The following is a 15,990-nucleotide window of genomic DNA, read 5'->3' as shown; positions in this document are numbered from 1 at the left end:
GACCTTGCGCCACGCCTCATTGATACGTCCAAGACATACTTTCTACCTCTGGCATAACCTGGGTGTATGGCAACGTTGAGGCAGCTGGAATACCTGGTGACCGTCGTGGACACCGGGTCCTTCACCCGCGCCGCCGAGCTTCTGCATGTCTCCCAGCCCGCTCTCTCCCACCAGGTCCGCGCCCTGGAACGGGACAGCGGAGGCCCCCTCCTGGAACGCCTCCCGCGCTCGGTCCGGCTGACCCCGATGGGCCGCGCGATGCTGCCTCACGCCCGCGCCGCCCTCGCCGACGCGGGCCGGGCCCGCTCCGCGGCCCGTCGTGCGGCCGGGCTGGAAGCCGGCGAGCTCCAGCTCGCGGCCGTGTACTCGGTCACCCTCGGCGTCCTGCCGCCGGTCCTGAACGTCTGGCACGAGACCCACCCGCAGATTCAGGTACGCCTGCTGGAGCACCGGCACGCCGCGGAACTCCACGACACGATGACCGCCGGACACGCCGACCTCGCGGTCGGTCCACGACCGCCGAGCTGGGACGGTCTGCTGCGCGAGTTGGGCACCGAGGAGTTCGTCGTGGTCGTTTCCGCCGACGACCCGGCCGCCGAGCAGGGCGCGACCCGCGTTCGGCTCGAGACCCTCGCCGATCGCAGCTGGGTGCACTACGCCGCAGGCAACGGCCTCGCCGAGATCCTCGACCGGACCTGCGCTGCCGCCGGATTCCGCCCGCATACGGCGGTACGCACCGAACAGACCGCCGCCGCACCCCTGCTGGCCGCGGCCGGCCTGGGCCCCGCGCTGGTCCCCGCCAACGTCGTCCCGCCCCATTTCGCCGGCCGTCTGCTCCGCCCCGACCCGCCCGTACGCCGCACCCTGACCGCCTACACCCGGTCCCATCCGGACCCACTGACCACCGCGTTCCTCGACACCCTTGCCGAGCATGCGTGCGTCATGCCGCCACACGTCCATGACCAGCGGGTCCCTTGCCCGCCGAAAGGATGACGGCTGGCAGACCGGGTCCGCCGGGCTGGTGGCTTATGCGTGACGGAGCCCGGATCCGCGCACGATACGCGCGTCCTCTGCCTGTACGTGGGGGTGAACCGGCTGCCGAAGAGTCCAGTTGGCGGGGAAGAGGAATCCGCTGTGCGAGGGTTCTGTCCCCTTTGCTGAACTGCGCGGGCCCGACTGCTTCTGGGGTGAGCGGCCAACTCGTCGATCCCAGGGGTCATTGAGGGGCCGCAAGGACAGGAACACATCGACAAGGACCGCACGGGACGGACACTGATCAGCACGTCTGAACTGGGAAAACGTCAGACATGAGCGTTGATCCGCAAGGGTCGCCAAGATCTCCAATGGACTCGTAATCCGTCCGCCGTGGCTTCGAGTCCCACCCGCCCCACTGCGTAGGCCTCTGGTCCGAAAATGAGAGATGAGCCCGGGTCATCGAAGTAGTGGCTGCCGTGTCTTCATACGGCCTCGTTGGGGCGAGGACGAGGGCGTAGGGTCGACCGATGCCGACGGCGGTGGCATCGAGGGCGATGACCTGGACGATGTCGGCTCCGCTGCGGATGCCGGAGTCGAACAGGACCGGCAGCCCGTCAGCGGCCTCGACGACAGCGGGCCGTGCCTCCAGGGCAGGGAGGCCCCGGCTGCTGGGCCACCATCAGCCCGCCCAGGCCCCGGTGCGGCATGCGAGCAGACCACCCGTGAACGCTGGAACAAGATCCACGACCTCCTTGGCCAGGGCGCCGGCCGGCTTGACCCACCGCGGACGGCTGGTGGGCAGGCCGGAGCCGGTTGTGTCACGTCACGGGCGCGCGGGGGCGGGGAGGTGGGCGGTAAGTCGTTCCCAGTTGCCGTGTGCGATCGCGTTGCGTTCGGTGTCGGTGAGGTTCGCGTTCTCCAGGAAGCGGCGGGCCTGGCCGGCTCCGGTGTCGACGAACGGGTAGTCGGTGGCATACATGATGCGTTCGACGCCGACGACGTCGATGGTCCAGCGTAGGTAGCGGTCGCTGAGATCACCGCTTCCGGTGTAGGAGACGTTGGAGCGGAAGTAGTCGATGAGGGGACGATCGAGGCTGAGCTGCTTCCACTGCTGCATCTTGGCGAGGCGTTCGGTGTAGAACAGCACTACTTCGCCCCAGTGCCCGATGATGAGCTGCAGGTGCGGGTGCCGGTCGAAGGTGCCGGAGAGGATCAGGCGGAGCAGCTGCACCCCGGTCTCGTAGTGCCAGCCGATGCCGGGGCCACCGAGCAGGAAGTCGGTGATCGGGTCGATGCCGGAGTAGTAGGCGTCGCGCACGGCGGGGACGGGCATCTGGGGGTGGAGGTAGATCGGTGCGCGCAGCCGCGCCGCGGTGGCCCAGATCGGCTCGAAGTCGGGGTGGTCGATGTTTTTTGCCCCTGTTCGGCCCAGGAGCATCGCTCCGGAGAATCCGAGGCGCGTGACCGCGCGGTCGAGCTCCTCGGCAGCCGCGGCGGGGTCGGGGGTCGGGAGCGTCGCGAATCCCTCGAACCTGTCCGGATGCGACCGGACCGCTGCGGCGATCGCGTCGTTGGCCTCCCGGGCAAGCGGCACCGCCACGTCCGGTGTCAGGTTCTGCACCCCAGGTGTGGTCACTGACAGGACCTGCAGGTCGATGCCTTGGTCGTCCATGTCGGCCAAGCGGCCGGCCCCGAGGTCCAGAAGCCGCTCACCCGGCGCACCGGCTCCCTTCCCGACTTTCGTGAACTGCGTGTAGCCGTCCCGTTCGGCGTCCGGGGCTTCCTTCCAGGCGTCCGCGATCCGCGGAGTTGCCAGATGCTCCTCCAAAGCGATGATTTTCCGCATGGCAACCTCTCATCTCATCGGGCAGTACCCCTGGTGGACACCGTACACCTGAGGTGCACGGTGTCCACCTTCGAGATATGCTGGCGTCATGCCACGAACCACTGGACAGCGCGCCGGCCTGTCACGGCGCCAAGTGCTCGACGCCGCACATCATCTGCTCGCCGAGCGTGGACTGGACGGCCTGACCATCCGCTCACTCGCCGAACGGCTTGACGTCGCACCGAACGCGGTCTACCGGTGGGTCGACAACAAAGCTGCCCTGCTCGATGCTCTGATCGACGACACCCTCGCCTGCGTCGAGGTCCCACCCGACGCCGCCGCACCGGCGGAGGCGCTCCGCAGCTTGCTGCTCGCCGTGTTCGACGCGATCTGTGCCCGTCCGGCGCTCGCCCTGCTCTACCTCGACCGCCGTACCTCACCGGGACCCACGGCCAGCGCCATTCGCGAGCACATCGAGCGACTCCTGCTCGACGCCGCGGTGTCGTCGCGGGTCGCGGCCACCGCGACGCCAGTCCTGCTGGTGCATGCCCTGGGCTTTGCCGCTTTCGTGCAGCAGACCGAGGGCGAGACGGGTCTGCTGCACGGCGCAGACATGGGGACAGCCCGCGAGACGTTCACGTGCGGCCTCGACTGGCTGATCGCTGGCATCACCAGGGACGAAAACCTTGTGGACCGGTCCTGACGGTACCGAGCACCACACCGCGTCGCGGCGCCCGCGTACCGCGGTGGTGGTGCTGCCGAAGGCGTACCAGGACCTTGTTGAGGTGCTGGCCGGTGCCGGGCATCCGTTGCGAGCGGGCCAGGCGGCTGCCGCGGCTGGGTTGAGCACCGACAAGCCGAAGGTCGAGGGGCTGCGTGCGCAGTGGAAACAGCACATAGCTGCCCGCGCTCCGGTACCTGCTGCGGGAGCGCGGGCGGTGGGGCGGTCAGAGCGCGATGGTGCCGCGGACGCACACGACGGCGGCGCCGCTGACCCATACGGTGCCGTCCGTATCGGCGGTGATCTCGATGCTCGCGGCCCGCCCGAGGCGCGTGCCCTGGGAGACCCGGTAGGAGGAGGGCGCGGTGCCGGTGGAGGTGAGCCACTGCCCGACACCGGCGTTCATGCTGCCGCACGCGGGGTCCTCGGGCACGCCAATGCCAGGGGCGAAGGTGCGCATCTCGTAACGGTGCCGGTGCCCGTCGGGGTAGGCCCCGATCGCGCCGACCATAGCGGTCGGGATGAGGGAGAAGTCAGGTTCGAGGGCCAATACCTCCTCGGCTGTGGGTAGTTGAACCACGGCCCAGCCGGGCCCGTTGTCGACCCACTGGTGGGCCACGACCCGGTCCCGCGTGACGCCGAATGCGGCCACGATCCGGTGCAGATCATCGTCGTCGAGCGCCCCCTCACGCACACGAGGCGGGGCGGCAAAAGACATAGTGTCCTCACCGCGGCGCACGGTGACCAGTCCTACGGCGCACTCCTGCACGATGCGTTCGGCGTGCCGGGGTGTGCCGCCGCCGTCGAGCCACGCGCGCGCGGAGCCGAGGGTGGGGTGTCCGGCGAACGGCACCTCACCCTGGGGAGTGAAGATCCGCAGCCGGTAGTCAGCCTCGGGGACGGTGGGGGGCAGTACGAACGTGGTCTCGGACAGGTTCGTCCAGCGCGCGAGGCGCTGCATCTCCTCGTCGGTCAGGTCGGTCCCGTCCAGGACGACTGCGACCGGGTTGCCGGAGTAGGGGCTTGTGGAAAACACGTCGACCTGTATGAACGAGCGTGTGCGTGGGATAGTCATCAAGGGCCATTCAAGCAGCTGCAGGACCCGGGCTGTCTGGCAGTGCCAGCCCGTCCCGACGTTGTCGGAACTGCTTACCGCTCGGCTCGGCATCCCCTGAGCCGAACTGCCCCCAGCTTCAGCCGGATTGCTGCGACAACCCGGCGGTGAAGGTCTCTCACCTCACTCGATTCCATGGCGCCTCGTGGCGCACCGACCAGATACGACAAGACCGCCACCTCCTACGAGGCAGCGGTCAGACTCGCATCATTCCTGCTCTGGGCAAGATCCGTTTGAAGACGGACCCTAGAACGGCGCGGCACAGTGTCCAGTGCTCCTCGTAGGACGCGCGAGGGGCCTCCAGTATCTCCTGGACTGTTCATCGGCCAGGGACCAAACCCTCTAGCCGCCGCGCCCGCAGTCCCTGGCGCCGAGGTCGGCATGCATACGGCCCACGCGCTTCGCCGGATGGGACGGCTTTGCGTTCAGTCCGCAACCGGGCGTTCGCGGCCTGCGTCATACGCGCGGGAAGCGGCGGCTATGGAGCCGTTGTGCTTGCAGACGGGCGGAAGTATCAATGAGCGGGATTCTTCGCACGGGGGCCGTGATGGCAGTCTGTGCGGCCATGGTGGCTGTCAGCGGGGGTGCGGGGGCATCGGGTTCCGCGCGGGCGGCGTCGGCCGACATGGTGCCCGGGTCGGTACCCGCCGCGGTGGGCACAGCCACGCGAATGGGAGCCGCGCCCGCGTCGCAGCGGCTGACGGTCCAGGTGTGGCTCAACCCGGACGTGACGCGCGCTGCCGCGGCCGCGGACGCGGTGGCCACGCCGGGCAGCCCCGACTTTCACCGCTACCTGAGCCCGGACGCCTACACCGCCAGGTTTGGCCCCTCCGCCGCGCAGGCCGGAGCGGTGGCGGCGTGGCTCACCGGCAGAGGACTAACAGGGGTTCAGGTCGACGCCGGCCGCGACTACGTGTCGGCGAGGGGACCGGTCTCGGCGGTCGAGTCAGCCTTTCAGGTGCGGATCGGCCGGTACCGGGCCCGGGCTGCCGCAAGCGGGCCGCCCGGCCGGTCGGCAGTGTTCACGTCGAACGACAGGGAGGTGTCGGTGCCCGCCCCGCTGGCCTCCCTCGTGCTGGGTGTGACGGGGCTGAGCAGCGCGGCCGGCACATCACGGAGCACCACGACGCCGACCCTCCCGAGCCGCGCGGCGGCCAAGACGGCTACGTGCTCCCGATACTGGGCGCAGCACGCGCATGCCCTGCACCCCGCTTACAAGGGGCTGACCCGGGTCTCGCTGCCGGTGTGCGGGTACTCCGCCGCGCAGCTCCGCGCTGCCTACGGGGCGACGTGGCGGGACACCGGCAGAGGCCAGACCGTGGCGCTGACCGAGAGTACCGAGCCGACTGCGATGTTCCGGACGCTGACCGCGTACGCCCGCAGCAACCACCTGCCGCTGCCGAGGCGCTCCCAGTTCCGGCAGGTGCAGGCCGGGGCCTGTCAAGCGTCCTCGGCGGTGACGGACCGTGCGGCGCAGTCGGCCACTGTCGACGTCGAGGCGGAGATGGACTCCGAGGCCGTCTACGCGATGGCGCCGGGTGCGAACCAGGTGATGGTGGTGGGCGACGGCTGCGACGAGGACCAGGCGTTCCTGAACGCGGCTTCGGCCGTGCTGACCGGGGACGGCCACCGCCCCTTGGCCTCCATCGCGTCGAACTCGTGGCAGATCCCGCTGGGCGTGGTGTCGCCGTGGATCGTGCACGCCATCGACGTGCGGGCCGCAGCCGAGGGGGTCGGCATGTACTTCGCCTCCGGCGACACCCCGGGCCTCACCGTCACCGACTCCGACCCGTACGCGGTGGCGGTCGGCGGCACCACCCTGGGCATCGGGGCCGCGAAGAACCGCGTGTTCGAGACCGGCTGGTCCGACGACTTCGGCTCGCTGGACGGCGGCACGTGGAGCGACCTCGGCGTCAGCGGAGGCGGCGGGGGCGTCAGCGACGTCTACCGGCAGCCGTCGTACCAGAAGGGTGTCGTCCCGGCGTCGATGGCACGGGTCAAGGTGGCCCACAAGACGGTGCTCGGCCGGACCGTGCCCGACATCGCCGCCGACGCCGACCCCGACACCGGCATGCTGACCGGCTACACCGACACGGACAGCCACGGGAACCCAGGGCGCTACCGCACCGTGTCGAGCGCCGGCACCAGCCTGGCAACCCCGCTGGTCGCGGGTCTCGTCGCCGACGCCCAGCAGGGGCAGAAGTCGCCTTACGGCTTCATCAATCCGCTGCTCTACCGCCGGGCCCGAGCCCAGGCGTTTCACGACGCCCTGCCGACCAGCACGTCCACGCCGCAGCGCGACCGGGCCGCGTACATCGCGCCCGACGACGCCTCCAGCAGCGCGAACGTCGACATCTTCGACGCCCAGAAACGCCCCGACACCGAGCAGGTGACCGCCAAGGGCTACGACACCATGACCGGCATCGGCACCCCGAACGGAGCCGCCTTCATCGCCGCCCTGCGCCGCGGCCACTGGATCCATTCCGGCGGCTGAGCCACTGGGTTCCCGCCCCGATCGAGCAATGTCCATCACATCGACCACACGGGCGAGCCCCTGCACTTCACGCGGCAAGAGCGCAGTCGTGGTTACCACCGCGTCGTCGCTGGCCAGCACTGGATGCTCTCCGTCCGTGAAGCCGGCTCCTACAAAGCCTCCACCAGACTCGCTTTGTCGGGATGGGCCAGTCGGCCCGGATCTTCTGAGCGCATTAACTGCGCCTAACAAAGCCGTTGGACGTGGCGAGGGTGATCAGGCGGACGGCGAGTCCGAGGAACGCTTCGTGGATGTCGTCGCGTCGTTCCCGGCGGATGCGCAAGCGGCGAAAGCCCTGAAGGCAGGCGATCATGCGCTCGACGACGTTGCGGAAGGTGCCCGGGCCGGTGCCGTGGGGCTCGCGGCGCTTCGTGATCACCGGTCGGATCCCGTGGGCCCAGAGCAGGCGCCGGTACTTGTCGTGGTCGTAGCCGCGGTCGGCCAGCAGCGCGTCGGGGCGCCTGCGCGGCCTGCCGACGCGGCCCGTGACGGGCGGGATCTTGTCGAGCGGTGGCGGGAGCTGGGTGGCGTCGTTGTGGTTCCCGCCGGTCAGTGACACCGCGAGCGGGATGCCCTGCCCGTCGACGGTGAGGTGGTGCCTGCTGCCCGGACGTGCTCGACCGGCCGGGCCGGGTCCGCTTTCGGGCCCCGGCGAGGGGCCCTGACGTGGGAGGAGTCGATCACCGCCCGGGACCAGTCCAGCTGGTCCTTCGACCGTAGCTTCTCCAGCAGCAGCACGTGCAGTCGGTCCCAGACGCCGGCCTCGTTCCAGGCGGTTAGGCGCAGCCGGCACGTCATCCCGGATCCGAAGCCCAGCTCCTGAGGCAGGTACTCCCCTTGGATGCCTGTGTGCAGGACGAAGAGGATCCCGCACCGTGCTTGCCGGTCCGGCACTCGAGGTCTGCCCTCGACCAGCTTCGGCGCCGGCACGGGCAGCAACGGTTCGATGAGGGAGCACAGTTCATCCGACACGATCCACGGCCGCGACCGGGACCGACGTTTCTCCACGACCAGACCAACGAGCAGACCAGCCCACAGTCACATGATCAGCAGCTCTTGTCGGAGCCAGTAAGGAGAGCCACGACGACTCGTCGGGTTCGACGCGATCATCGACCGCCACTCGGTGTCGGATGTCTTGAGGATGCCGGTGCGCTCCGGGCTGCCCCAGTCGCCGGTAGCGATGACGGCACCGTCCAGCGCGCCGTACGCGGACAGTTGGGCGCACACCGACTCGCTGTCCGCGTCACCGACATCGACCGTGTGGGTGATCAAGGTGCCCGGACCGGCGTCCTTGGCGTAAGCCGCGAGGCCGGTCAGTCGTTGCTCGCTGCGGCCGGTAGCTACGACGATGGCTCCCTGGCGCAGCAGCGCGAGAGTCATTCCCTCTCCGACGCCGCCGTTCGCGCCCGCCACCACGACGGTCCGTGCGGACAGCGGCAAAGTTCCCCTGTACGTCGTTCACGGGCGAGATCCCTTTCCTGAAGGCGGGGGCGGGCCCCGCAGGGTGGGAGTGGGGGTGGGCCGGAGCCCGCCCCGTTACTTTTCTCGTGGCCCCGCAATGGGGCGCCTGGCCCCCGGGTCCGGTATGGCTGTGTGCCCCCTGTCGAAGGCGATGACCTGGGGGGTGTTGCCGCCGGGCTTCGGGGCACCGCTTGACCGCTGATGAGGGGCCTGACGACCGCTTGGTCCGGCGCAATGCCGGGCCGCTTCACGGGCGGCATGTCTGCGTAACGTGGTTGCCGGCGTGTGGTGCCGCAGGGACGGCCGGGAGTTTCAGGAGACGAGTGGCGAGGGGCACACGCGGATGGTCGACACGACCGCGATAGATCTCTTCCTCGGTCTGGACCTGGGCAAGGAGTTCCACCACGCCCACGGCCGGACCCAGGACGGCAGAACCGTGCACGACAAGCGGCTGCCCAACACCGAGCCGAGACTGCTGGAGCTGTTCACCAGGCTGGTGGCGAAGTTCGGCACCGTTCTGGTGATCGTGGACCAGGTCGCCAACATCGGTGCGCTGCCGCTGACGGTGGCCCGCGCGGCGGGCTGTCGAGTGGCCTACCTGCCCGGGCTGTCGATGCGGCGGGCCGCCGACCTGCACCCTGGCGAGGCCAAGACCGATGCCCGCGACGCGTTCGTGATCGCCGAGACCGCCCGCACCATGCCGCACACCCTGCGGGCGGTGGACCGCGACGACGAGGTGCTGGCCGAGCTGACGATGCTCACCGGTTACGACAACGACCTGGCCGGCGAGGTCAACCGCACCACCAACCGGCTGCGCGGCCTGCTCTCCCAGATCCACCCCTCCCTCGAACGCGTCCTCGGCCCCCGCCTGGCCTACCCCTACATCCAGGCCCTCCTCCAGCGCCACGGCTCCCCGGCCAGGCTGAAGAAACTGGGCCGGTCCCGCTGCGAGGCCCTGCTCAAGGCACACGGCTCGCGCAAGGCCCACCACCTCACCACCGAGATCTTCGACGCGCTCGCCGAGCAGACCCTCGTCGTTCCCGGCACCGAGGCATCCGCGCTGATCGTGCCCGGCCTGGCCGCTCAGCTCGCCGCCGCCCACACCCGGCGCCGCCAGGCCGAGCAGGAGATCGCCGCCCTGCTGGAGGCCCTCCCTCTTTTCCACCTCCTGACGTCGCTGCCCGGCCTGGGCGTCAGGACCACGGCTGCCGTGATCGTCGCGATCGGTGACGGCACCGGCTTTCCCAGCTCCGGACACCTCGCCTCCTACGCCGGGCTCGCCCCGGCCACGAAGTCCTCCGGCACCTCGATCCGCGGCGAGCACGCACCCCACCGCGGCAACCGGCTCCTCAAACGCGCCCTGTTCCAGGCCGCGTTCGCGGCGATCGGCTGCAAAGCCGACCCGTCCTCCCGGATCTACTACGACCGTCAACGCGCACGCGGCAAGACCCACACCCAGGCGATCCTCCGCCTGGCCCGCCAGCGCGTGAACGTCATCCACGCGATGATCCGCACCGGGGCTCTTTACGAAGCACGCACCCCGGGCGACGTCGACCTCGCTGCCTGACGACTCCACCGCCCCTACCCTCCAGGCCCCATCACGCCCACGCCCACGCACCGGCACGGCCACTGCGGCCCTGCCGGTTACCGGGCTGCCCATCAGCCACCCGATCCACCGGGAACATCCCGCTTCGCGGGACCTTCCCGAAAACCAGGATCAACCCCTACAAGCCGACCCCACCAGGGTTGACGAAACAGATAGGGGCACCCCCCGCGGCGGGCCCAAGGGCCCGTCGCCCGGACACGCGGGACACGGGTACTCCGCCGACACGGCCTCGGAGCGAATTCGGCAGTGAGCTCGTAACCAGCACTCTGGGAAACGGAGTTGACCACTGGGCAGCAGGAGTTGGTACATGTACCGGATGGCACGCATCAAGTGGCAGGACATCATCGACCGGGCCCGCGACATCGTCGACGGCTACGACGGCGGCGTCACCGTACGGCAGGTGATGTACCGGCTGGTTTCCGCAGGACTTGTCCCGAACACCGCTCCCACCTACCGCAGGCTCTCCTCCCGGCTGGCCCAGGCCCGGCGCGACGGGCTATTCCCGGACCTCATCGACACGATCCGCGAAGTCCACGTCCCGCCGGCCTGGCAAGACGCCGACGCGTTCATGGCGGACATGCCCGAGTGGTTCCGCCTCGACCGAACCCGCGGGCAGGAGTGGGCGCTGTACGTGGCCGCAGAAAAGGACACGCTGCGCCAGCTGCTGACCGGATGGCTCGCCGAGTACGGCATCCCGGTGCTCGTCGTGCGAGGTTTCGGCAGCCAGTCCTACGCCGACGTCGTCCGCGACCGCGTGCGCAGCGATCCCCGACCGGCTGCTCTGGTCTACATCGGCGACTTCGACGCCAGCGGGTCCGACATCGAACGTGACTGGGTGGAGCGCACCGGCTGCTGGGGGCGGGTGGAGCGGGTGCTGCTGACGGATGGACAAGTCCGCGAGTACCAGCTGCCGCCTGCCGAAGGAAAGAGAGCCGATCCGCGCTGGCCCGGCTTCGCCCGCCGCCACGGGTTCGACCTCGACCGCCCCGTCCAGTGGGAGGTCGAGGCACTGGAACCGGCCGAACTCAAGCGCCTGGTCCTGGAGGCCGTCGACCCGTACATCGACCGGGAGATCCTCGCCCAGGTCGTGGCCGAGGAGGAGCAGCAGCGCGCCCGGATCGTCGGCATCCTCGGTCAGTAGCAGAACGGGTGAACGAGTGGTCGGAGTGGGCCCCGTGGGAAGACTCGGTGCGGCGAAAGCCGCCCTGGGCGGCGTCCGGCCTGCGACACTGGTTCTGCCCCGCCGTCCCCCCGTCGGCGGGGCACCCGCATCACAGGGCAGTTGACTGGCGTGCGCGGAAAAGAAAGCGGCCGGCGCCCAATCCGCCGAAGCGGGTGGCAAGGGCACCGGCCAACCGAAGACACACACCGTCCAGGGCACGAAGTGACCCGCACGGACATGGTCGTGTCTTCGAGTGTAGCGGCGCGGCAGGTCCGGGAGACGCCTCCTTGCCCGCGATGACGGAAGTCCGGTAACTTTCTTTCGTTGGGTGTGTTGTGGCAAACACACCCCGGACCGAAGTCGTCACCGTCGTCAAGGAGTTACTCCAATGCCGCACCGTCCACGGCCGCGCGCCGTGTTACACCTCGCGCGTGGGGACACCGGCTCGCCCCCACAGGTTTCTTGCTCCTCGCCGCCTCCGGGATCGTCTGTGGATGCGGCGATCGAGTCCGTGAGGACCTTGGCGCCCGCCTCGCCGTAGACCTGGACAGCCACCTCCTGGACCAGCCGGAGCTGCTCGAGGCCCTGGCAGAGGCCCAGGACACGCGGACGGGCGACGACGGCCACCGCTACCAGGCTGACGTCCGCACTCTCGAAGCCCAGCGGAAGGTAACCACCTCTGCCCTCGCCCCGACCCGCACCCAATACCCAGCTGCCCCGCTCGGAACGCCGCCGCCGGCGCCCTGCCCTACCGACCAGGAGAGAACGATGATCCGCGCCGGACGCCAGAAGTACGCCCAGAACAGCGAAGAGCTCGCCAAGGCGATGGGCATCAGCATCGGCACCTTCCGAAACAAGCAGCCCTTCACCGCCGAGGACTTCCCGCCCCTGATCAGCTCAGAGGGCGCGCGAGTGAAGCTATGGGACAGCGAGCAGACAGCTGCCCACCTGGCCGGCCGCCCCGTCCCCGCTCGGCCGACCGAGGATGACGACCAGGACCTCCTCGACCGCAACGAGGCAGCGGCCGAACTCGGGATCACCCCCAAGACCTGGGACGACTACAAGACCCACCCCCAGATCAGCCCCCACCTGACCAAGATCAAGGGCGTGGAGCACTGCCCGCGCGGCATCGTGAGGGCCTTCCGTACGGCGAAGAGCGCCACCACGGACGCGGCACCCAAGGGCCGGCCCAAGGGCAGCGGCGACATGATCCCGCGCGACGAGATCTCCGCCCGGGTCGGTGCTCTGCTCGACGAGGACCCCGGGACCACCCTCGCCGACGTCCAGGAGCACCTTGGTCTGTCCTACGCGGCGGCCGCTCGCGCACTGCCCCGGCTACGGGGAGAACGGATCGCCGACCTGATGGAGTCCGAGCCGGAGCTGACCCTCGAGGATGCCGCCGTGCGTCTCGGCTACCCCACCGCGGTGCACCGCACGGCCCTCACCAGCGCCGCCACCGAACTCCGCGCCCGCCAGGTCCAGCCATACCTGCAGCGCGTCGCCGACATCCTGGTCGGCGCAGGTTCGGCCGAGCAGCAGGACGTCCAGGTGCAGCGGCTGGAGGGCGACGTCCTGGCCGCAGGCGTGTTGCTGAGCGGCCCGGGGACGCCCGCGTTGGTGTGGGACGAACGCTACGGCTGGCGCACCGCTGTCAGCCGGCGCCACCCGATCGGCAAGGAGACCGGCACCCCGCCCGCAGGCGACGGCATCCGCTACCTGTGCGAGGACCAGCAGCCTGAGCCCGCCGAACTGCTCGCCGCGCTCACTGATGGCCGGCACAGCTCTCGGCAGCCCAAGGCGGTTCACCCGGCCGGTCCTGCCCTGCACGGATGAAGCGGCTTGCGGTCTGTTCCCTGCGGAGCAGTCCGTCTTCGTCGGTGTGCACGAACCAGCGGCTATCCCCGACCACCCAGCGCGGTGAAGCTGCGAGTGATAGGCGCCGCCCTCGGGCTTCGACGGCTCATGAGATCACTGCGTCAAGGATGCGTGCCGCCACGGTGGGATCTCCGAGATAGCCGGTGATGCCGTGGTGATTGGGGGTGGGGTTGTTGACCTTGACGTTCGCGATGGGAGTGACGTTGAACCGTTCTGGCATGAGGGGGAACAGGGACACGGCGTCGACGGGGTCGTAGGCGTTGAACCAGGAACCAACGCAATCAGGCCATGCGACGGGGCTCAGTTTGGCGGCCACCGCTTTCACCGCGAGGGGGGAGCCAACGGTGATGAGGGTGGGCACCTGCAGGCCCAGCTCCTTGCCCCTCTCGGCGAGGAGTTTGTAGGCGATGATCGAGCCGAGCGAGTGCGCCACGACGACGGTTTCTTTGTCACGGGGAAACGCCTTCGCTACCCCGCCGTCGACGCGCCGCTGGATGCCGAGCCTGTCGAGGTACCGGTAGGCGTCTCGGGTGATCAGGGCGAGGCTCAGCGAGCCAAGGCCTTCTATCCCGTCCACGACCCGCAGCACGGCGAGCACCCAGGGCCAGTTCTGGACGTCGTGTCGGATGACATTGGGATCTGTCGAGGCGGCCCTGATGGCGTCCTCCGAGATGCCCAGATGCTCTACGACGTCGTGCAGGAATTCGTTGACGAACTCCTGCTCCAGTGAGTCGTCCTCGGAGCCTTTGATGATGACGTCCGGAGCCTGGGCGTTCGGGTCTTTTGACAGGGGGAAAAGAGTGTCGCCGTAGTACGGGAAGCTGATCTTGTTGTCGGGGATCGTCTCGCTTCGGCCGGCCTCGTGGAGCCCGTCGTGCAGGGCCTTCACCCACTGCTTCTTGAGCGTCTCAGGGTCCTTCTTCTGCTGAGAACGCCCGTGGATCAGAACTAGGTTGCGCATCATCTGCTCCTTAGCGATTGATCACGACGTAGACGGGGAAGGTCTGCCCGCGCGAACAGCGTCCAGTGGGACGGCTGCGGGACTGGCAGTCCCTGCTGAGGGCCCGGAGGGTCCAACTGTGCCCAGCCGCGGGCGAGTAGAGGCAGGGGCGGGACTTGGGTAAACGGTGGCCGCTCACCCAGGACGAGCCACGGATCGGGCAGGAATCGAGTGACATGCGGATGAATCTCGATCAGTGTGCGGACAGCGTCGCGCTGCCCCATGTCGGCCAAGGCGTAGGCGAGGTACACGGCGAGGGAGGGATCGCTCGCCCCGTGATCCGCGAATTGGCGAAGGAGAGCATCAGATGAGTTGCCCTCCCACCAGGGGATCCCGAACCGCGAGGCGGCCGCCACATGCGCTCGGAACTCTGTGTACCGCGGGTCCTCAGGCGTCCCGTGCGAGACGTACCACAGGTCGGCGATCCGGTCCTGCTCCAGAGTGAGCTGCCCCAAGAGGCCGGGAAACATGGGAATTACAGCGTTGCTCCCACCGGCCATCACGACGATCGCGGCGGTCGGATTCATGAAATGAGAGGGCATTCGGACCTCTGACTTGGTCAATTGCGGCTTATACGGGATCGCGTACGCGGCCCTCAGCCGCGAACCGACCACCCGCAAGGTCGCGCTCGTTGCCCGGACCGCGCTGCTTTCCGGCCTGCGCCTCTCAAGGCGTGCAGCTGCCGCGACCGTCGCGACGACGGCAGGGTCCCACCCAGCGGGCGACAGAGCGGAGTCATGGCGCAGGCGCCACCTGCCTTGTCTCGCTTGGTGCTCGTCCCCGTCGCCGGAGCCTCCTTCTCCGATCGGTCCCGGAGGAGGGGTAGGCACGGGAGTGGGCGGGCTGTCGGGCGGTGTCTCGAATCGCGACAGCCAGGAGTCCGCAGGGGAGGAGACAATGCTCGACGGCCACTGTGTGACCTGATCGAGCGCACCCAACTCGTCAATCCGGTCGGCGACAAGGCCCGGCAAGTTGTCCTTGAGCCGAACTGGCCGGACCAGAGAGATGGGTGATGCGGCGTCTGGGGCGCGTTCCACGACCGTTGGGTAATGCCCCTGCAGCGCCCTGGAGAGGACCTCGGTGTAGACGGCCCGGTAGCCGCTACCCGCCGACGCGTTCAGATCTTCGATCTCGCTCGCGGCCTCGCCGGGCCGGCAGGCGTAGAAGAGGTCCACGGCAGTTGAACTCGACCGCGGGGCGCCAACGGGGAACAGGGACTGGCCGGTCACCTGTCCATGGAGGAAACCGGGCCGGGTGCGGCAGGCGTCGCCGACGAGAACGATATGGGGTATCCCGACGAAGTTCTCGGCTATCCGCCTGCTGAGTTCAACGTTGACCGCCTCGTTCCCATTCTCCGGCGCTTCCGACAGAAGCCAGTACTCGCTGTTGCTGTTGGAGATCCCGTGCCCGCAGAAGTACACGACTAGTTGCCTTACAGTGCCTCGGTCCGCGTAGGCGCGCACGGCCTGGAAGATGTCGTGCATGCGCACTGGCTGGCCGTCGAGGTCGGAGAACGTCTTGATGAGTTCGGCGGGAATGCCCTGACCGACGGCCCAGGAGCGCATGGCTTCAATCCCCGCGCCGACCGCCTTCAGTTCGGTCAGATTCCCTGACTGACGTACCCCGATCAGGACCACAGCGCGTTCCATGTCCACTCCCTCCGTTGGCGGGATCGCCATGGAGCGGTACATCCAGGTTAGATCTCGTGGCCTGTCGTC

12 protein-coding genes and 1 pseudogene are annotated in these 15,990 nt (G+C 68.9%); 6 read left to right on the top strand and 7 right to left on the bottom strand.

Going from position 1 to position 15,990, the window contains the following annotated elements:
- Positions 1–66: 66 nt before the first annotated feature.
- A complete protein-coding gene (locus OG226_RS00585) occupies positions 67–993 on the top strand; it encodes a LysR family transcriptional regulator (RefSeq protein WP_329347267.1) in 927 nt (308 codons plus the stop codon).
- 481 nt (positions 994–1,474) lie between these two features.
- Here the strand turns inward: OG226_RS00585 and OG226_RS00580 are convergent.
- A pseudogene (locus OG226_RS00580) lies at positions 1,475–1,636 on the bottom strand (alpha-hydroxy-acid oxidizing protein); the annotation flags it as partial.
- A 162-nt stretch (positions 1,637–1,798) separates the two neighbouring features.
- Positions 1,799–2,821, bottom strand: coding sequence for an amidohydrolase family protein (locus tag OG226_RS00575; RefSeq protein ID WP_329347266.1), 1,023 nt, complete (start codon positions 2,819–2,821; stop codon positions 1,799–1,801).
- An 88-nt stretch (positions 2,822–2,909) separates the two neighbouring features.
- Between OG226_RS00575 and OG226_RS00570 the strand changes: the two genes are divergently transcribed.
- The gene (locus OG226_RS00570; RefSeq protein ID WP_329347265.1) at positions 2,910–3,503 is read left to right on the top strand and encodes a TetR/AcrR family transcriptional regulator; all 594 of its coding nucleotides are present in this window, start codon (positions 2,910–2,912) and stop codon (positions 3,501–3,503) included.
- A 244-nt stretch (positions 3,504–3,747) separates the two neighbouring features.
- Here OG226_RS00570 and OG226_RS00565 read toward each other — a convergent pair whose 3' ends face one another.
- Entirely contained in the window at positions 3,748–4,596 is an 849-nt protein-coding gene (locus OG226_RS00565; protein ID WP_329347264.1) for a PhzF family phenazine biosynthesis protein, read from the bottom strand.
- A 709-nt stretch (positions 4,597–5,305) separates the two neighbouring features.
- Between OG226_RS00565 and OG226_RS00560 the strand changes: the two genes are divergently transcribed.
- Positions 5,306–7,129, top strand: coding sequence for a S53 family peptidase (locus OG226_RS00560; protein ID WP_329347263.1), 1,824 nt, complete (start codon positions 5,306–5,308; stop codon positions 7,127–7,129).
- A gap of 214 nt (positions 7,130–7,343) precedes the next feature.
- Here the strand turns inward: OG226_RS00560 and OG226_RS00555 are convergent.
- Together OG226_RS00555 and OG226_RS00550 are read right to left on the bottom strand one after the other, a co-directional pair.
- A protein-coding gene (locus OG226_RS00555) for an IS5 family transposase (protein WP_443066977.1) occupies positions 7,344–8,143 on the bottom strand; the annotation gives its coding sequence in 2 pieces (ribosomal slippage) (positions 7,344–7,838 and positions 7,841–8,143; 798 coding nt in all).
- A gap of 63 nt (positions 8,144–8,206) precedes the next feature.
- Positions 8,207–8,581, bottom strand: coding sequence for an SDR family NAD(P)-dependent oxidoreductase (locus tag OG226_RS00550; RefSeq protein WP_329353268.1), 375 nt, complete (start codon positions 8,579–8,581; stop codon positions 8,207–8,209).
- A gap of 391 nt (positions 8,582–8,972) precedes the next feature.
- On the opposite strand from OG226_RS00550, the gene OG226_RS00545 reads away from it, so the two are divergent.
- The 3 genes from OG226_RS00545 to OG226_RS00535 all read left to right on the top strand — a co-directional run bounded on the left by OG226_RS00545 (position 8,973) and on the right by OG226_RS00535 (position 13,230).
- Entirely contained in the window at positions 8,973–10,196 is a 1,224-nt protein-coding gene (locus OG226_RS00545; RefSeq protein WP_329347261.1) for an IS110 family transposase, read from the top strand.
- Positions 10,197–10,542: 346 nt separating this feature from the next.
- The gene (locus OG226_RS00540; protein ID WP_329347260.1) at positions 10,543–11,376 is read left to right on the top strand and encodes a hypothetical protein; all 834 of its coding nucleotides are present in this window, start codon (positions 10,543–10,545) and stop codon (positions 11,374–11,376) included.
- Positions 11,377–12,165: 789 nt separating this feature from the next.
- A complete protein-coding gene (locus tag OG226_RS00535) occupies positions 12,166–13,230 on the top strand; it encodes a hypothetical protein (protein WP_329347259.1) in 1,065 nt (354 codons plus the stop codon).
- 127 nt (positions 13,231–13,357) lie between these two features.
- Here OG226_RS00535 and OG226_RS00530 read toward each other — a convergent pair whose 3' ends face one another.
- Both OG226_RS00530 and OG226_RS00525 read right to left on the bottom strand, forming a co-directional pair.
- Positions 13,358–14,233: a hypothetical protein gene (locus OG226_RS00530; protein ID WP_329347258.1), complete on the bottom strand. Its 876-nt coding sequence runs from the start codon at positions 14,231–14,233 to the stop codon at positions 13,358–13,360.
- Complete coding sequence (locus tag OG226_RS00525; RefSeq protein ID WP_329347257.1) at positions 14,233–15,921, bottom strand: hypothetical protein; 1,689 nt, start codon at positions 15,919–15,921, stop codon at positions 14,233–14,235. The genes OG226_RS00530 and OG226_RS00525 overlap by 1 nt, the downstream gene beginning before the upstream one ends.
- Between the last annotated feature and the right edge of the window lie 69 nt (positions 15,922–15,990).

This window comes from Streptomyces sp. NBC_01261 (assembly GCF_036226385.1).
Lineage (GTDB): Bacteria > Actinomycetota > Actinomycetes > Streptomycetales > Streptomycetaceae > Streptomyces.
The sequence above is the reverse complement of the archived record's forward strand: the minus strand, read 5'-3'. Positions and strand labels throughout refer to the sequence as shown.